The organism is Streptomyces sp. Edi4, assembly GCF_040253615.1.
GTDB lineage: Bacteria > Actinomycetota > Actinomycetes > Streptomycetales > Streptomycetaceae > Streptomyces.
Window position 1 is genome coordinate 771814 of the sequence record NZ_JBEJGY010000004.1, and the last position, 16520, is coordinate 788333.

18 protein-coding genes are annotated in these 16520 nt (G+C 71.5%); 14 read left to right on the forward strand and 4 right to left on the reverse strand.

Annotation, left to right across the window (positions count from 1 at the left end; all coding sequences use genetic code 11):
• Nucleotide 1: 1 nt before the first annotated feature.
• Both ABR738_RS05420 and ABR738_RS05425 read right to left on the reverse strand, forming a co-directional pair.
• Nucleotides 2-376 (reverse strand): toxin Doc, encoded by a 375-nt coding sequence (locus tag ABR738_RS05420; protein WP_350228818.1) that lies wholly within the window; start codon nucleotides 374-376, stop codon nucleotides 2-4.
• Nucleotides 376-615, reverse strand: a complete 240-nt coding sequence (locus ABR738_RS05425) for a type II TA system antitoxin, ParD family (protein ID WP_350228819.1) — start codon at nucleotides 613-615, stop codon at nucleotides 376-378. The genes ABR738_RS05420 and ABR738_RS05425 overlap by 1 nt, the downstream gene beginning before the upstream one ends.
• Before the next feature lie 137 nt (nucleotides 616-752).
• On the opposite strand from ABR738_RS05425, the gene ABR738_RS05430 reads away from it, so the two are divergent.
• The 7 genes from ABR738_RS05430 (at nucleotide 753) to ABR738_RS05460 (ending at nucleotide 8011) form a co-directional block, all read left to right on the forward strand.
• A complete protein-coding gene (locus ABR738_RS05430; protein ID WP_350228820.1) occupies nucleotides 753-1265 on the forward strand; it encodes a carboxymuconolactone decarboxylase family protein in 513 nt (170 codons plus the stop codon).
• Nucleotides 1266-1802: 537 nt separating this feature from the next.
• Nucleotides 1803-2666 carry a HalD/BesD family halogenase gene (locus ABR738_RS05435; protein WP_350228821.1) on the forward strand — a complete coding sequence of 288 codons (864 nt, stop codon included), beginning with the start codon at nucleotides 1803-1805 and terminating at the stop codon, nucleotides 2664-2666.
• Nucleotides 2606-4039, forward strand: coding sequence for an APC family permease (locus tag ABR738_RS05440; RefSeq protein WP_350228822.1), 1434 nt, complete (start codon nucleotides 2606-2608; stop codon nucleotides 4037-4039). The genes ABR738_RS05435 and ABR738_RS05440 overlap by 61 nt, the downstream gene beginning before the upstream one ends.
• Nucleotides 4040-4052: 13 nt before the next feature.
• Complete coding sequence (locus ABR738_RS05445; protein ID WP_350228823.1) at nucleotides 4053-5039, forward strand: ornithine carbamoyltransferase; 987 nt, start codon at nucleotides 4053-4055, stop codon at nucleotides 5037-5039.
• Nucleotides 5036-5818, forward strand: a complete 783-nt coding sequence (locus tag ABR738_RS05450; RefSeq protein ID WP_350228824.1) for an SDR family NAD(P)-dependent oxidoreductase — start codon at nucleotides 5036-5038, stop codon at nucleotides 5816-5818. The genes ABR738_RS05445 and ABR738_RS05450 overlap by 4 nt, the downstream gene beginning before the upstream one ends.
• A 395-nt stretch (nucleotides 5819-6213) precedes the next feature.
• Nucleotides 6214-7557 carry an efflux RND transporter periplasmic adaptor subunit gene (locus ABR738_RS05455; protein ID WP_350228825.1) on the forward strand — a complete coding sequence of 448 codons (1344 nt, stop codon included), beginning with the start codon at nucleotides 6214-6216 and terminating at the stop codon, nucleotides 7555-7557.
• A gap of 73 nt (nucleotides 7558-7630) precedes the next feature.
• Nucleotides 7631-8011 (forward strand): hypothetical protein, encoded by a 381-nt coding sequence (locus tag ABR738_RS05460; protein WP_350228826.1) that lies wholly within the window; start codon nucleotides 7631-7633, stop codon nucleotides 8009-8011.
• A gap of 64 nt (nucleotides 8012-8075) precedes the next feature.
• On the opposite strand, the gene nadE is transcribed toward ABR738_RS05460, so the two are convergent.
• The gene (gene nadE, locus ABR738_RS05465; RefSeq protein ID WP_350228827.1) at nucleotides 8076-8906 is read right to left on the reverse strand and encodes an NAD(+) synthase; all 831 of its coding nucleotides are present in this window, start codon (nucleotides 8904-8906) and stop codon (nucleotides 8076-8078) included.
• Nucleotides 8907-9059: 153 nt separating this feature from the next.
• Nucleotides 9060-9641, reverse strand: a complete 582-nt coding sequence (locus ABR738_RS05470; RefSeq protein WP_350228828.1) for a PadR family transcriptional regulator — start codon at nucleotides 9639-9641, stop codon at nucleotides 9060-9062.
• 87 nt (nucleotides 9642-9728) lie between these two features.
• On the opposite strand from ABR738_RS05470, the gene ABR738_RS05475 reads away from it, so the two are divergent.
• The 7 genes from ABR738_RS05475 (at nucleotide 9729) to ABR738_RS05505 (ending at nucleotide 16485) form a co-directional block, all read left to right on the forward strand.
• Nucleotides 9729-10160 carry a nuclear transport factor 2 family protein gene (locus ABR738_RS05475; protein WP_350228829.1) on the forward strand — a complete coding sequence of 144 codons (432 nt, stop codon included), beginning with the start codon at nucleotides 9729-9731 and terminating at the stop codon, nucleotides 10158-10160.
• 153 nt (nucleotides 10161-10313) lie between these two features.
• Complete coding sequence (locus ABR738_RS05480; protein WP_350228830.1) at nucleotides 10314-10853, forward strand: 2Fe-2S iron-sulfur cluster-binding protein; 540 nt, start codon at nucleotides 10314-10316, stop codon at nucleotides 10851-10853.
• A complete protein-coding gene (locus tag ABR738_RS05485; RefSeq protein ID WP_350228831.1) occupies nucleotides 10850-11854 on the forward strand; it encodes an FAD binding domain-containing protein in 1005 nt (334 codons plus the stop codon). The genes ABR738_RS05480 and ABR738_RS05485 overlap by 4 nt, the downstream gene beginning before the upstream one ends.
• A 162-nt stretch (nucleotides 11855-12016) precedes the next feature.
• Nucleotides 12017-12265 (forward strand): DUF5133 domain-containing protein, encoded by a 249-nt coding sequence (locus tag ABR738_RS05490; protein WP_350228832.1) that lies wholly within the window; start codon nucleotides 12017-12019, stop codon nucleotides 12263-12265.
• Nucleotides 12266-12473: 208 nt separating this feature from the next.
• Nucleotides 12474-14024: an MFS transporter gene (locus tag ABR738_RS05495; protein WP_350228833.1), complete on the forward strand. Its 1551-nt coding sequence runs from the start codon at nucleotides 12474-12476 to the stop codon at nucleotides 14022-14024.
• Nucleotides 14025-14329: 305 nt separating this feature from the next.
• Nucleotides 14330-15718: an FtsW/RodA/SpoVE family cell cycle protein gene (locus tag ABR738_RS05500; protein WP_350234433.1), complete on the forward strand. Its 1389-nt coding sequence runs from the start codon at nucleotides 14330-14332 to the stop codon at nucleotides 15716-15718.
• Between the two features lie 116 nt (nucleotides 15719-15834).
• Nucleotides 15835-16485, forward strand: coding sequence for a hypothetical protein (locus ABR738_RS05505; RefSeq protein ID WP_350228834.1), 651 nt, complete (start codon nucleotides 15835-15837; stop codon nucleotides 16483-16485).
• Nucleotides 16486-16520: the final 35 nt, after the last annotated feature.

The window sequence follows — 16520 nt, forward strand, 5'->3', positions numbered from 1 at the left end:
GTCAGATGCGCCAGGCGCGGATGCGCTCGGCGGCCTGGTACACGCTGACCTTGCCTTCCTGGATGTCGCGTACGAGGTCGACCATGGCTCCGTACGGCGGGTCGATGCCCTCGCCCGACGCGTACATGTACGCGGCCGTGACCTGGCAGGCGTACAGGCTGTTGCGGTGCGGCAGCGGCTGGAGGCGCACCAGGGTGTGCAGCAGCGCCGCCGCGCGCCAGGAGGGCTCGGGGTCGGCGGTGGCGGGGCGCGGGATGCGGGTCCTGTGGCGGGCGACGGCGGCGACGAGCGCGGAGTAGTCGGCGACGCTCACGTCTTCGGGGACGGCCTGCTCCTGCACGTCGAGCAGCCAGGGGACGTCGATGTAGAGAGCCATCAGGCGGCATCCGCCCCCTGGTCGCGGGCGGCGGGTGGTGCCTCGTCGGGAAACGCCTCGTCGAACTCGGCGCGCTGGCGCTCACCCCAGGACAGCGCGTAGCGGACGAACTGGATGCGCTGCTGTTCACGCAGCGGCAGATCGTGGACGTACTGCTTGAGGGACTTGCCCTCGGCGGCCGCGGCGGCACGCACCGCTTCCAGTTCCTCTTCGGTGAAGGTGATGTTCAAAGACGGCATGAAAGCGATGGTACCTAGTTGGTACCTGCTCGGCCATCGCGGCGTTGCGTGAAGAACTTTCCGCCGCGCTGTCACATCTGTCGCCGGCGCGGTGTCAGGGCAGGGAAGGCAACACGAACAGCACTGAGGAGAAGGCCATGACCACGCGAACGCACTCGATCACCACCGGGACCCCGATGGCCCCGCGCATGTCCGACGACCCCGCGCTGCTGGTGCCCGAGCTGGCGGAGGTGTCGGCGGCGCTGTTCAAGGTCACCGGCAACGGCTCGGTGCCCCGCACCACGATCAGCCTGGTCCAGCTGCGGGCCGGGCAGATCGTCGCCAGCACCTATCTGGCCGTTCTGCACACGGGCTTCCTGCGCAAGGCCGGGGAGTCGGACGAGCGGATCACCTCGGTGGCGACCTGGCAGGACTCGCCGTACTTCACCGGCGCGGAGCGGGCCGCCCTCGCGCTGGTGGAGGCCGTGCTCCAGCCGGCCGGGGAGGGCGAGCGCGTCACGGACGCGCTGTACGCCGAGGCCGCCCGCCACTACGAGCCCAAGGCGCTCGCCACGTTGATGTTCGCGATCGGTCAGGTCAACTTCTTCATTCCGGTGGCGCTCATCGCCAAGCCGGTACCGGGGCGGCCCTTCAACGCCCCCTGGAACTGACCCCCGACATGCGCTCCCGTCCGGGCCGCGACCGGCCCGGACGGACCGGCGCGCCCCCGCGCGCCCCGGTGACGACTGTTCGCCCTGCCCGCCCCGCACTACCGTTGCGGACGTGGATCTCTTCTCCCGTCCCGGGAGTGGCCACAGTGCGCCAAGTACGCGGCGACGGGGGCGTCTTGGACCCCGCGCGCTCCCGGGGTCCGACACGGGCGGGCGCCGGAGGGGCCGGGACGGCGCTCATGGTAGGGACCCGGCGGGCGCGGGGAGACTCAATTCCCCTGGCCCGTGCGGATTTTCGCGACAGAACAGAGAAGAATGTCGACGCGATCGGCCGTCGATCTTTTCCTCGCCGTCGAAACGTCGCGGGAAAAGGGAGAATCCAAGCCATCGCGCGGTGGCGTGAATTGTTCCTCTCCGCCGCGAGTCGCGGGCGGCGCACTGTTCACTGGTGAATGACCAAAGCCTCCCGGACCGTGCGAGCCCGTGGCCCGGGCCTTGACGGCGGCCGTGCCGGGAAGATCGGGGAACGGATTTGTCATGATCGAAGAAAGCGCACGCACCGACAGCGTCGTCGGCGCCCTGGAGCACCACCTTGTCCACGAGGTCCCCCCTCTGCGCCTGCAACGGGCCCGGCCCGCCTTCCTCACCCAGGGCTTCGTGAAGGCGGGTTTTCTGGCGCCGCACGACGTCAAGAAACTCGTCGCCGAGGAGACGGAGGCCCTGATCGGCGGGCACGCGGTGCGGCGGGACGGGAGGTTCGCCGAGACCGGTGGCACACCCCGGCGGATGCACAACGTGCGCCGCGCCGAGATCGCCGAGCACGGCCGGATCCTGCCCGGCGTGTACCGCTCCGCCGGCCTCAGGGAAGCGCTGTCCGTCATCGCGGGCGAGGAAGTCCTCGAATGCCCTTACGCTCCCGAGCAATTCGTCATTACCGAACTCACCCGGTCCGGCGACACCCACGGCTGGCATTGGGACGACTACAGCTTCGCCCTCGTCTGGGTGATCGACTGCCCACCGCTGGAACAGGGCGGTTTCATTCAGTGCGTACCGCGCACGGAGTGGGACAAGGAAAATCCGCAACTGCACCGCAGCTTCGTGTCACGGCCCATTCATTCGGCCGAACTCCGCCCCGGCGACCTGTATTTCCTGCGCTCCGACACGACCCTGCACCGCGTGTACCCGGTCACCGGCGGCAGGCGGCTCATTGTGAACATGGGGTACGCCGCGCGCCGTGATCTGGTCAAGCCCCTGTCCCACGAGACCATGGACGCCCTGTGGGCGGATCCGGAGCAGACCCGGGACACGCCCTCCCCCGGAACCGGACAGGAGAGTTCCCAGTGGCGGCGAACGTCCTGCGGCGGCACATCGGAGTCCCCGGGCTCGTCGTCCACTATCTGACCTCCGTCCTTGGCGTGGGGCTCCTGGTCATCCCGGTCCTCGCGTGGACCACGGCGGGACCCCTGTCGCTGCTGGCCTGGGCCATCCTGATCGTTTACAGCTATCCGTTCGCGCTCGTCTTCGCCAAGCTGTCGACGTTGCACCCCACGAGCAAGGGGATCGCGCGGTTCGTCGAGGTCGCCTTCGGCCGACGGGCGGGCCGCGTCGCCGCGCTCTATCTGTTGATGACGCTGCTCGCGGCCAACCCGGTCCTCGGCCTGATCGCGGGACGCTACCTCCTGGCCGCGCTCGCGCCGGGCGCCTCCAACCGGGCCTCGCTGGCGGCCGGCGCGGCGGTCATCCTCGCCTGCGTCGCGCTGAACCTGCTCGGCGTCAAGGTCAGCGGGCGGGTCCAGCTCGCCGTGCTGGTCCTCGTCACGGGGCTGCTGTGCGCCGTCATCGTCCTGGCGCTGCCCCGGGGCAGCACGGCGCATCTCACCCCCCTCGCGCCGCACGGCTGGTCCGCCCTCGGCGACTGCCTGCTGATCTGCTTCTTCGGCTTCATCGGGTGGGAGAACGCGGCGCCCATCGCGGAGGAGGTGCGCGACCCCGCCCGCACCTTTCCCCGCGGCATCCTGTACGCCGTCTGCGCGGTGGGGGTCCTCTACTTCGCCATGGCCCTCACCGTGGCTCTCACCCTGCCCGACGACCGCGGCGGATCGGGTCAACTCGCTGGATTCACCGAGCTGTTGAAGGCCGCCACGGGCGCCGGCCACGCCACCGCCGGGTATCTGGTGGCGGCCGTCCTGCTGGTGCTCACCACGAACGCCTGGTGTTTCGGTACGTCGCGGGTCGTCTTCGCGCTGGCCCGCGAAGGCATCGTCCCGCGCGCTCTGAGCCGGATCTCGCCCCGCACCGGCGCCCCGACCCGTGCCGTGCTCGCCCTGGTGCCGGGCTACAGCCTCACCCTCGGCCTCCTGGTGGCCACCGACTCCAACGAGTCGGTGCTCATCAAGGCGTCCTCCGCCGCCTACCTCCTGGTCTTCCTCCTCGCCTTCCTCTCCGCCGTGCGGCTCGTGCGGACCGGGCCGATGCGCTGGACGAACTACCTGGTCACGACCGTGACGGTGCTGATGCTGCCCTTCATCGGCGTCAGCGTGGGATACGCGGCCGCCATGTTCGCCGCCGCGGCGCTCATCGAGTCGTGGCGCTCCAGGAAGGGGCGGGCGCAGCGGGAACGGGCCGGTGGGGAGCCGGGCGGGCCGGACCGGGCCGGCCCGGAGCGCGAGCGGCCTCGCCCGGCCACCGCGCCCGGCCCTGGCAGCGCGAGCACCCCCGCACACGACCCCGACCGCACCACGCCACACCACCACCATCCGCGGCACGACCCATGAGAGAGGTGACGCCGTGTTCGGCCGCCACATATTGGGAATGACCGACTTCTCCGCCGCCGAGCTGCACGACCTGCTCGCCCTCGCCGAACGCATGAAGCGCGGCGAGGACACCCATCCCTACCTCACCGGAACCGACGTCGGGCTCCTCTTCCACGTCCCGTCCACCAGGACCCGGGTCTCCTTCCAGGTGGCCGCCGCCCAACTGGGCGGACGCAGCTACACCTACGGCCCCGACGAACTGCGCCTGGCCAACAACGAGACCGTCGAGGACACCGCCGGAGTCCTCAGCCGCTATCTGAGCGCCCTGGTGGTGCGCTGGTACGACATGGCCGACTACGGCGCGGGGCACCGCAGGCTGCGCACCATGACCGAGCACGCTTCCATCCCGGTCATCAACGCCCTGGACGACGAGGAGCACCCCTGCCAGGTGCTCGCCGATCTGCTGACGCTGCGCGAGCGGTTCGGCGCGCAGCTGCCCGAGCGCCGGGTCGTCTACACCTGGGCCTACTCCTCGCGCCAGAAGACCCCCGGCGTCCTGCACTCCTCGCTGCTCGCCGCCGCGCTGCTCGGCCACCACGTCACGTTCGCCCATCCGCCCGGCTTCGACCTCGACGAGCGGTACGTCAAGGAGGCCCACGAGCTGGCCGCCGCCTCCGGGGCACGGCTGGACTTCTGCGACGACATGGAGGAGGCCGTGCGGGGCGCGGACGCCGTGTACGTACAGAGCTGGAAGTCGCTCCAGCTGACCGGCCAGGCCGAGTGGCAGGCCAGGACCAGGCTCGCCGACCGCTGGCGGGTCACCGAGCCGCTGATGGCCCTGGCCGCGCCCGGGGCCCCGTTCCTCGACTGCATGCCGAGCAATCGCGGCGAGGAGATGGACGCCGAGGTCAAGGACGGGCCGCGCTCGCTGATCCTGGAGCAGGCCGAGAACCGCCTGCACGCGCAGAAGGCGCTGCTCGCCCTGGTGCTCGGCGCCACGGCCGAAGGGAGCGCGCGGTGAACGGGGCGCGGGAAGGGGCGGGTTCGGAGGCCGACCGTGTCGTGCTCGTCACCGGCGGCGCCGGCGGCATCGGCGCCGCCGTCTGCCGGCGCCTCGCCGACCACCGCACCGCGCTGGCGGTGGCCGACCGTGAGGTGGAGGCCGCTCGCGAGGTCGCCCTGGAGGTGCGGATGGCCGGCGGCAGGGCCGAGCCGTTCGGCTGCGATCTGTCACGGCCCAAGGACGTCGAGGTGCTGCTCGACTCCGTCGTCGGGCGCTTCGGCGCGCTGCACGGCCTGTGCACGGTGGCGGGCAGCATCCGACGCGGCGACGTCACGGAACTGACGCCCGCCGACTGGCGCGCCACCTTCCAGGACAACCTGGACTCGGTCTTCCTGACCTGCCGGGCCGCGATTCCTCATCTGACGCGGGCGGGCGGGGGCGCCATCGTCACCATCGCCTCCGGCTGGGGTCTGCGCGCGGGCCGCAGGGCGGCCGCCTACTGCGCGGCGAAGGCGGGGGTGGTGATGCTGACACAGGCCATGGCGCTCGACCACGCGCCGGCCGGCATCCGCGCCAACTGTGTGGCGCCGGGAGATGTGCGCACCCCCATGCTGGAACGCGAGGCGCGTCAACTGGGCCGTCCTGTCGGCGAGTTCTACGCGGAGGCGGCCGACCGGCCGCTGGGACGCATCGGGGAGCCGAGCGAGATAGCCGACGCGGTGAGCTACCTCCTCGGGGATGAGGCCTCCTTCGTCACGGGCGCGGTCTTGACCGTGGACGGCGGCGGAACGCTGTAGCCGACCGGAGGGGCCACACCCGGGCGCGGGCCGCGTGAGCGGCGCGGGCCCGCGCTCGAGTGGAGTGTGCCGTGCCCGGGCCGCCCGCGCCGACGCGAGCCGGCCACACCGGGGAGGGGAAGCCTGACGTGGCCGGACCCGCAGGGCAAGCGTGCACCCGCATGCCCTTGCCGCCAAGGCGTGTTGACGACACCGGGTAAGAAAAATCCTTCGCTTCGGGACGCCCGTGAGGCAGAGTGGAGGGTGCGGCCGTTGTGACTACGCGGAGCCATCGCCTCCCTCCGGAGCGCATGCCCCAACGGACATGCCCTCATGATCATTCGCGTAAGTTACTAGTCCGTAAGCTTGGCCGACGGGTCATGGCGGCCCAGTGGAGCGGCTGCGAGGCTCCCCGTATGAAGGTCCTTCCACGGCTGAGCAAAGCCGTCCTGTTGAACTCGGCGCTCGGTGCAGTGCTCATCGCGGCCGTGGGTGGCGCCTACGCGGTGGTGGACAGCGGCAGCGGTTCCGCCCCCTCCCGCACGGACACCCGGACCGCCGCCGTCTCCACGGGAAAGGTGCAGGCAACCGTCGCCGGGGCCGGGCTGCTGACATCGCCCAGTGACGCCGGGGTCAACTTCACCACCGGCGGCCAGCTGACCAAGGTCGAGGTCAAGCCGGGTGACAAGGTCACCAAGGGCCAGGAGCTCGCGCGGGTGGACGACAAGGCGGCCCGCCTCGTGCTCGCGCAGTCCAAGACGTCGCTGGCCGCGGCCAAGGCGTACCTCGACAAGGTCGCCCAGGGCCAGCCCGCGAGTCCGCCGCCGAGCGGCAACCCGACGGCCGGCACGACCCACCCCGCGGACCCCTCGCCCAAGCCGAGCCCGTCGGCCGGCCTCCCCACCCCGTCCCCCTCCGCGTCCACCAAGAGCGCGACGCCGTCGCCCGGCGAGTCCACCCCGGGCACCCTGTCCGGCGTGGCCTTCGTCCAGAAGGTCTCGCGCGCCGTTCCCGTCGCGGCTCCGTCCGTCGATCCCACCCAGCTCCTCCAGGCCCAGACGCAGGTGGCTCAGGCGCAGAGCGCCGTGGAGACCGCGCAGCGCACCCTGGACGGGACGATCCTGACCGCGCCGGTCGACGGCACGGTCGCCTCGGTGGGCGCGTCGGTCGGCCAGACGGTGACCGGGACGACGTACACGGCCGGAACGGGCGCGGTCCCGGGCACGGCGCCCGCGCCCGGGCCGACGGGCAACCCTGCCCCTGGCGGCGCCCCGGCCGCGCCGAGCGGCTTCATCGTCCTGACCAACCCGACCGGCATGCAGGTCAGGGCGAACGTCTCGGAGACCGACGCACTGCGTCTCAAGCCGGGCCAGGCCGCCACCGTCACCCTGACCGCGCAGTCCACGACCACGCTCAACGCGAAGGTGCTCTCGGTCGGCACGCTCGCGGTCAACGGCGGGGCCCCGGCGGGCGCCGCGCAGTACCCCGTCACGCTCGACATCATGGGCCCGACCAAGGATCTGCACACCGGGCAGGGCGTCACCGTCCAGATCGTCGCGGGCGAGGCGTCCGACGCGCTGTTCGTGCCGACGGCGGCGCTCAGCGGCAGCGGCCCCAAGCGCACCGTGACGGTGGTCGGACCGGACGGCTCGGCGCACCCCACGCAGGTCACGGTGGGCGTCGAATCGGACACCAACACCCAGATCACCGGCGGCCTGACGCAGGGTCAGCGCGTGCGGATCACCACCGTCGCGCCGTGAGGCGAGGGCGGCCCGCCGCGTCATGACCCACCCACACACGGACCCCGCACGGGGACGAGGGAGTACCGAAGACATGGTCCGAGACCGTGACCCGTTCACGAAGGCCGAAGGCCAGGACCCCCGGCCGCCCGTGCCGACGACGACCGAGGAGCCGGTCACCGGCACGACCCCCGTGCCGCCGGTTCGGGAAGCGGCGCCCGAGGGCCCCGACACCACGACCGTGCTGCCCGCGGCGGGACCGGCGTCGGCCCGTACGGCAGAGGTGCCCCGGGCGGCAGGCGTACCCCAGGCGGCCGAGGTGTCCGCGGCGCCCGGCACGGCGGAGAGTCCCAAGGGCTCCGGCGCCTCGCGCCGGCTCGAAGTCCCGTGGCTGACGCTGCTCCTGGCCGTGGCCATCGTGGCGACGCTCGCCTTCATCGCGGGCGTCCTGGTGGAGCGCCACCAGCTCTCGTAGGCGTACCGACGTCGCCGCACGCACCCGCCCAGGACAGGCCCCCGGTCGCCCGGGGGCCCAACGGTCAGGGAGCGATGGGCAGTTGGCGCTTGTGCTCGGTCAGGCGGTAGCGGCCGACGATGATCTCGAAGACCCGCCGGTCCACCGGCTTGCCCTCAAGGAAGTCGTCGATGTCGTCGTAGGTGACGCCCAGCGCGTCCTCGTCCGACTTGCCCGGCGCGAGCGTTTCCAGGTCGGCGGTCGGCACCTTCCACACCAGCTCGGTGGGGGCGCCCAGGGCGTCGGCGACGGCGCGGACCCGGCGCTTGGTCAGGCCGGTCAGGGGGACGAGGTCGGCGGCGCCGTCACCGAACTTGGTGAAGAAGCCCGAGACCGCCTCGGCCGCGTGGTCGGTGCCGACCACCAGGCCGTTGTGCGCGCCGGCCACCGCGTACTGGGCGACCATGCGCTGACGGGCCTTTATGTTGCCGAGCACGAAGTCCTGGTGGCCCTCGTCCCGGAACGCCACGTCGGCGCTCAGCGCGGCCTGGAGCGCGGCGTCGCTCGCCGGCTTCACATCCACCGTCAGTACGTGGTCGGCCCGGATGAAGGAGAGCGCGACCTGCGCGTCGTGCTCGTCCGCCTGGACCCCGTAGGGCAGCCGCATCGCGTAGAAGCGCGCCTCGTGTCCGGCGGCCCTGGCGCGCTCGACGGCCAGCTGGCACAGCCGGCCCGCGGTGGTGGAGTCGACTCCGCCGCTGATGCCGAGGACCAGCGCCCGCAGACCGGTGGAGGTCAGCCGTTCGGCGAGGAAGGCCACCCTGCGCTCGATCTCCCGCTCGGCATCGAAGGCCGAGGCGACCTGGAGATCCCGCGCGATCTCCTGTTGCAGGGCGATGGACGCCGTCTCGCTCACGTCTGCTCCTTGTTCCGGTTCTTGAGGTGGTGTTCTTGAGGTGGTGTTCTTGAGGTGATGTTCCTGACGTGATGTCCCGCCCACCCTAACCAAGGCCCGCACCGGCAGCTCGGGCGCGGATGCGTGGACGCACTCCCCCGCCCGCGCACGCGTTCACCGCTCGGCGCCGGCACCGGCTCCCGCACCGGCCCTGCGCCGCAGGACGGCCGCGATCCGCCGGCACCAGTCACGGTGTTCCCGCTCGAAGGCCAGACCGCGCAGACACGTGAGGTACGGTCCGATCCGTTCGCCGCGCAGCAGGAATTCCTCCTCGTCGCTCTCGCCCCTCAACTGCCGCAGCAGCGCGTCCAGCAGCTCGATCCTGGCGTCGGCCGCCAGGGCCCGCTCCTCCAGCTGGCCGATCACCGCCGTGGTGCCGACGCGGTCCGCGCTGTGGACCTTGACGAGCAGGTCGTCGCGGATGAACGAGGGTTTGGCCGGGGCCGCGGCGAACGTCTCCAGTTCGGCGCGGCCGGCGTCGGTGACCCGGAAGACGCGTTTGTTGGGGCGGGTCTCCTGGACCACCTGCCGCCCGGCCACCAGGCCGTCCTTCTCCAGTCTCGCGAGCTCCGCGTAGAGCTGCTGGGGCAGGGCGTGCCAGAAGTTCGCCACGCCGATGTCGAACGCCTTGGCCAGCTGGTAGCCGCTGTACTCGCCGTCGAGCAGCGCGGCAAGGACCGCGTGTCGCAGAGCCATCCTCGTAACCCCTTCCCTTTTGCCTGCTCCCGCGGGCATCCTACTCAACAATCTGACTAGTCACATTGTTGAGTATCAGGAGGAGCCATGGAGACTGCCGAGCGATTCCGCGCCGCCGTGGAGAAGCGTGATCTGGCCGCCCTGGAGGTCCTGTTCACCGAGGACATCCGCCTCTACAGCCCGGTGAAGTTCACGCCCTTCGAGGGCAAGGACATGGTGCTGGGGCTCTTCGGAGTACTGGCACGCACCTTCGAGGACCTGCGCTACATCGGACACTTCGAGGGCGCGGCCGAGACCGGCGCCAGTGGCGAGGAGGCCCCGGCGGTGATCCTTCCGTTCCGGGCCGTGGTGGAGGGCCGCCAGATCCACGGGATCGACCTGCTGCACTTCGACGCGGACGGGCTCATCAAGGAGTTCACGGTGATGGTGCGTCCGCAGTCCGCCGTGCTGACCCTCGGCCGCGCGGTCATGGCGGGTCTTGTCGCCGACGGACTCGTGCCCGCGCCCCCCGCGCCCTAGGAGCGGCGCTCAAGATGCCGGGGCCGGGGAGCTGTACGAGGGTGGGTACGCGGTCAGGCTGCTGACTGTCCGGATCGAGGAGCCCACACGATGGAACCTAGACACGGCCCGAGCGACGGGGGCCCGGGACCGGGCCCGGTGACCGACCCTGGTGTGACCGAGTCACAGGTGACCCTGCGGGTGAACGAGACCACCCACCGGGTCGAACTGGACCATCGCCTCACCCTCCTGGAGTGCCTGCGCGAGAATCTGGCCCTGACCCGCTCGAACCACGGCTGCGACGACGGCCGGTGCGGCTCGTGCACCGTGCTGCTCGACGGCCGCCGCGTGAGCAGTTGTCTGCTGTTGGCCGTCGCGCAGGAGGGGCGCGAGATCATCACGATCGAAGGCCTCGCGGTGGCGCCCGGCGCGGAGGAGGACCACCACCCCCTCAGACGGCCCTCCCTCGAACGGGAGGCCGTCCGGTGCGGCTACTGCGCGCCGGGCCAGTCGTCCGCGGCCGCCGGCACGCCCGCCGACACGGCGGCGGGCCAGTCCGCCGTCGTCAGCGAACTGGACCTGCCGGCCGACCCGGCCCGGCTGACCGCCGTCGAGATCATGGAACAGCTCAGCGGAAACCTCTGCCGCTGCGGTGCCTACCCGGGCGCGGCCGAGGTCCTTGAGGACACGGCCCCGCGCGAGGTGACGCGATGAAGCCGGTCGCCTATGTGTGTCCCAGCACCGTGGCGGAGGCCGCCGCCGCCCACGGCGGGCGTCCCGAGGCGCGGTATCTGGGCGGCGGCACCAACCTCGTCGACCTGATGCGTCGCGGCGTCGAGCGCCCGGACGTCCTCATCGACATCACCCGGCTGGACCTCGACCGGATCGAGGAGTTGCCGGACGGCTCGATACGCGTGGGGGCGACGGCACGCAACAGTGACCTCGCCGCCCATCCCGCCGTCCGCGAGCGCTACCCCGTCCTGACCCAGGCGCTGCTCAGCGGCGCTTCGGGACAGCTGCGCAACATGGCCACCACGGCGGGAAATCTCCTCCAGCGCACCCGGTGCGGCTACTTCCAGGACCTGTCGAGGCCCTGCAACAAGCGGGTGCCGGGCAGCGGCTGCGGAGCGATCGAGGGCGTCAACCGCGATCACGCGGTCTTCGGCCATTCGCCCCACTGCGTGGCCACCCACGCCTCCGACCTGGCCGTGGCGTTCGCCGCCCTGGACGCGGTGGTCGAGCTGGCGTGCGCGACGGGCGTACGCGGCGTCCCGGTGTCGGAGTTCCTGCGGCTGCCGCAGGACAGACCCGAGCAGGACACCGTACTCAGGCCCGGCGAGCTCATCACGGGCGTCCTGCTCCCGCCCCTGCCGCCCGGCGCCCGCTCCCGCTACCGCAAGGCCCGGGACCGGGCGGGCCACACGTTCGCGCTGACCTCGGTGGCGGTCGTGGTCCATCTGGAGCGGGACGTGGTGGACCATGTCGCCGTCGCGTTCGGCGGGCTCGCCCACCGGCCGTGGCGCGCCCGGCGCATGGAGGCCGCGCTCATCGGCGCCGCGCCGACTCCCGAGACGGTCGCGCGGGCGGTGGAGGCCGAGCTGGCCGACGCCGTCCCCCTGCGGCACAACGCCTACAAGATCGAGCTCGCCCGGGGCATGGCCCGTGAGGTGCTGGGCTCACTGACTGCCCGCACGGGGCGCCGGGGCTCCCGCTGAGGGGAGCGCCGACGTCAGGGGCACCGCGCGGCTGCTCGGCTCCGGCGGCACCGGCCCGCACACCTGTTTCCCCGACTGATTTCCGGTGGATACGTGTGGGGTGAAAGAAGCGGGGCACCAGAGGAAACACATCGTGACCATGTCGACTGGAGGTTTCCCCTCATGCTGATGGCGCATCCGGCAGTGCTCCGCGATCTGCTCGACGAGTACGAAGCCCTCCTGGTGCTGAACGCGGCCGACGGCAGCGAGGCCACCCGACAGCGACTGGACGATGTGTCCTACACGCTGTGTGTGTCGACCGGCACGCGGGACATCGACGCCGCCGTGGTCGCCGCCCGGCACCGGCTGCCCGGCGCCCGCACCTTCGACGACTCGGTGCTGAGCACCGAGGGCGCGGTGCTCACCGCCTGACACGCCCCTTCCTCTCGCGCGGGGGCCGAAGCTCCCCCGACCGCTTCGGCCCCCGCGCGCTCGCCCCATTCGGCCTCGGCCACGCCGCTCGGCGCGCCGGCCGGCGCTCCACTGGTGGCTCCCCGGACCCGGGCCTACGGTTGAACAGTGGACGTCTGAACAGTGGACGTCCCAGTCCACGGCCCCTCGTACGAGGGCAGGGTCCACCATGACGAGTCCGCAGCCGGCACCCACGACCGAGTCCGCGGCCCCCGGCAGACGGGAAGGCGGCGGCAAGGGGATCGCGCTCCTCGTCATCGCCTCGTGCCAGTTGATGGTGGTGCTGGACGTCACCATCGTGAACATCGCGCTCCCGCACATCCAGAGCGCGCTGCACTTCTCCACCACCGGTCTCGCCTGGGTGGTGAGCGCCTACACCCTCACCTTCGGCGGCCTGCTCCTGCTCGGCGGCCGCACCGGTGACATCCTCGGCCGGCGCCGGGTCTTCATGTGTGGCGTGCTCCTCTTCGCACTCGCCTCACTGCTCGGCGGACTGTCGGGCAGTTCCGGGCAGTTGCTCGCGGCGCGCGCCGTGCAGGGTGTGGGCGGCGCCATCGCCTCGCCGACCGCGCTCGCGCTGATCACCACGACGTTCACCGAGGGCCTTGAGCGCAACCGTGCCTTCGGTGTCTTCGCGGCGGTCTCCGCCGGCGGCGGCGCCATCGGACTGCTCGCCGGCGGTGTCCTGGTCGAATGGCTCGACTGGCGGTGGGTGCTGTTCGTGAACGTGCCCATCGCCGCCCTCATCCTGGTCGCCACCCCCCGGCACATCAAGGAGTCCGAGCGGCATGCGGGCCACTTCGATCTCGCCGGCGCCCTCACCTCCACGCTCGGCATGGTGGCGCTGGTCTACGGCTTCATCCGGGCCGCCCAGGAAGGCTGGCGTGACCCGTTCACGCTGGGGTCGTTCGCGGCGGCGGTCGTCCTGCTCGGGTCGTTCGTCCTGGTGGAGCGCCGCTCGCAGCAGCCCATCACACCGCTGCACATGTTCGCCGACCGCAACCGGGCGGGCACCTACGGCATCATGCTGAGTCTCGCCGCCTCGATCTTCGGCATGTTCTTCTTCCTCACCCTGTTCGTGCAGAACGTGCTCGGATTCTCCCCGCTGCGGGCCGGCCTCGCCTTCCTGCCGGTCAGCGCGATCATCGCGGTGGGCGCGGGCCTGGCCTCCCAACTGCTGCCGAGGTACGGCCCGAAGCCCTTCATGGTGACGGGCGCGCTGCTCGCCGCGGCGGGGCTTGCCTGGCTCACCCGGACCGACGTCCACTCCTCGTACGCGGGCAGCATCCTCGGCCCGCTCCTCGTCTTCGGACTCGGCATGGGTCTGAACTTCGTCTCGCTGACCCTGATGGCCGTCTCCGGTGTGCCCCCGCACGAGGCGGGCGCGGCCTCCGGGATGCTCAACGCGACCCAGCAGGTGGGCGGTTCACTCGGCCTGTCCATTCTGGTGACGGTCTTCGGCACCGCGAGCCGGAACGAGGCGTCCGATCAGATTCCCCGCTTCCTCGGCCAGGCGGACCCGGCTCAGCGGCTCATGTTCCGGCGCACCGGCGCCCTGCCCCGGCCCTGGAGCGACCAGGTGCTCACCTCGGGCGTCTCCACCGCGTTCGTCGTGGCGACGGTCTTCGCCCTGGTGGCGGGCCTGATCGCGGTGTTCGCCATCCAGGTGCGCCCCTCCGACCTCGAACGCCTCCAGGGCGCACGGCCGACCGCCCCCTGAAAGGCCCCAGGTGGCCCGCCGCTCCAGGGCCACGCCTGGCCGGGCGCCACCCTGACCGGCCAGGTCCGTGGCACGCTCGGCCCCGGCCCGCTGACGATGACCCGCCACCCTCGCGGCAGGTCCGGTGGGGGCTGAGGGGAACCACCTCCGCCCTCGCGCCGTCTTCCGGCGCGTGATCACCGCGAGCAGTGGCGACATGAGGAACCCGGGCCGCCGGCTCCGGGGGGTGGAGGCTTTCCGTGCGGGGACCCAAGAGCGCTGACCGGCCGATGGCCGGTCAGCCGCAGGACGCCTTCGGGCACACGATGACGTTCGCGGCGTTCTCGCGGGCGCCGAACCGGCGACGTACGGAAGCCTGGCTGCTGTGCGGTGTCGTCGTGATCACGCTCGGCGGCTACGCGTGCACGGGACTGTCGATGCAGGACCGGCTGCCCGCCGGGTTCACCGGATTCGCGCTCGGCATCGTGCTGCTCACCGCGGTCGCCCACCTCGCCGTGCGGCGCTGGGCGGCGCGGGCCGATCCGCTGCTGCTGCCGCTGGCCCTGCTGCTCACCGGGCTCGGCCTGGTCCTCATGCACCGCCTGGACATCACCTACATCGCCGAACCGCGGCTGCGCATCGCCCCGGCGGGCAACGGCCAGCTGGTGTGGACGGCCATCGGTGTGGCCGCGTGTGTGGGGCTGCTCCTCGTGCTGCGCGACCACCGATGGCTCCAGCGGTACCTCTACCTGATGATGGCCGTGGCGCTGGTGCTCCTGATGGCTCCCGCGTTCTCCAGCGCGGACCAGTTCGGCGCCAAGCGGTGGATCATGCTGGGGCCGCTGTCCATACAGCCGGGCGAATTCGTGAAGATCATGATCGCCGTGTTCTTCGCCGGCTACCTCACCATGAGCCGCGACGCGCTCGCCCTGTCCGGCCGCCGCGTCCTCGGCGTGCGGCTGCCGCCGGGCCGCCAGCTCGGGCCGATCGCCACGATCTGGATGCTCAGTCTCCTGGTGCTGATCTTCGAACGCGACCTCGGCACCTCACTGATCTTCTTCGGGCTCTTTGTGATCATGCTGTACATGGCCACGGAACGCATCAGTTGGGTGGTGTGCGGCCTGCTGATGGCGGTGGTCGGCGCCATGGTGGTCGGCTCCCTCGAACCCCATGTCCACGGCCGGGTGGTGGCGTGGCAGCACCCCATGGACGCCTTCACCCAGGCCGGTCGCGCCGCCGGCCAGTCCCAGCAGCTGGGCCAGGCCCTGTTCAGCTTCGGCAGCGGAGGCATCGCCGGAACCGGCCTCGGCCAGGGCCACCCGGAGCTCGTGGGCTTCGCCGGCAACAGCGACTTCATCCTGACCACCGTCGGCGAGGAGCTGGGGCTTGCCGGGGTGATGGCGGTCCTGCTCCTGTACGCCCTGCTGGCGCAGCGCGGTTTCCACATCGCACTGCTGGCCCGAGACCCCTTCGGCAAACTGCTCGCCGCGGGCCTTGCGGGCGCCCTGGTCCTCCAGGTGTTCGTCGTCACCGGCGGCGTCACCGGTCTGATCCCGCTGACCGGCAAGGCGCTGCCGTTCCTGGCCAAGGGCGGTTCCTCCATGGTGGCCAACTGGCTGATGGTCGCCCTTCTCATCCGTATCAGCGACACCGCGCAGCGACGACACGAGCCGGTGGCGCCCCAACACGGCCTCGCGTCAAGCGTGTTCCCCTGAGCCACGGGCGCCGCAGGTGGGCCCGGTTCCGCCCGCTGCGGGCGGAACCGTGAGGTGTCCATGCCGCGTCCACCCCTGTGGCCACGACATACATCACCTTCAGGAGGAGCCACACCATGGTCCACCCGGGCAGCAACGTCCCCCCTGCCCCGCGCCGAGGAGGACGGAAGATCCTCCCCCGCCTGATCATTCTCGCGGTGATCCTGGGCGTCGGCTTCGCCGCGTCCCAGCTCTTCCGGCACGGCTCGTCCTCCTCCTCATCCTCCTCGAGCTCCTCGCACAAGAGCGGGGAGTGGAAGGTGGGCGACTGCGGCGGTCCCGACCCCGATGACAGACCGAACGGCTACACGGCGTTCGACTGCGGTGCCTCGGGGGCCACGTTCACGGCGCTCGACGTCCAGGCCGCCAGTTTCATGCCCGACGCCATCCAGTGCCCGGCCGGCACGGACCTCATCATTCAGGTGAGCATCAGCTACGGCTCCAAGAAGAGCTCGGGCGGCGGCATTCCCAGCAAGACGGTCTGCGGACGCAACCTCTCCTCCAGCCACCCCGGCGATCCCGGGGCCGGCGGCGGCCAGTTGGTCAAGGACGACTGTGTGACCTCCACGGCCAAGGAGGTGCCCTGCGCGTCCTCGGGCTCCGGCGCGTACAAGGTGCTCGCCCTCGTCAAGGAGACGTCGCAGTGCCCGTCGGGCACCACCGAGCCCATGCGCCTGACCATGGCCATCGGACGCCCCTACGACGTGATCTGCGCCGCGAAGCAGTAAATCCCCCGGTCTGACGGCGGGCCCAACTCCTCTGC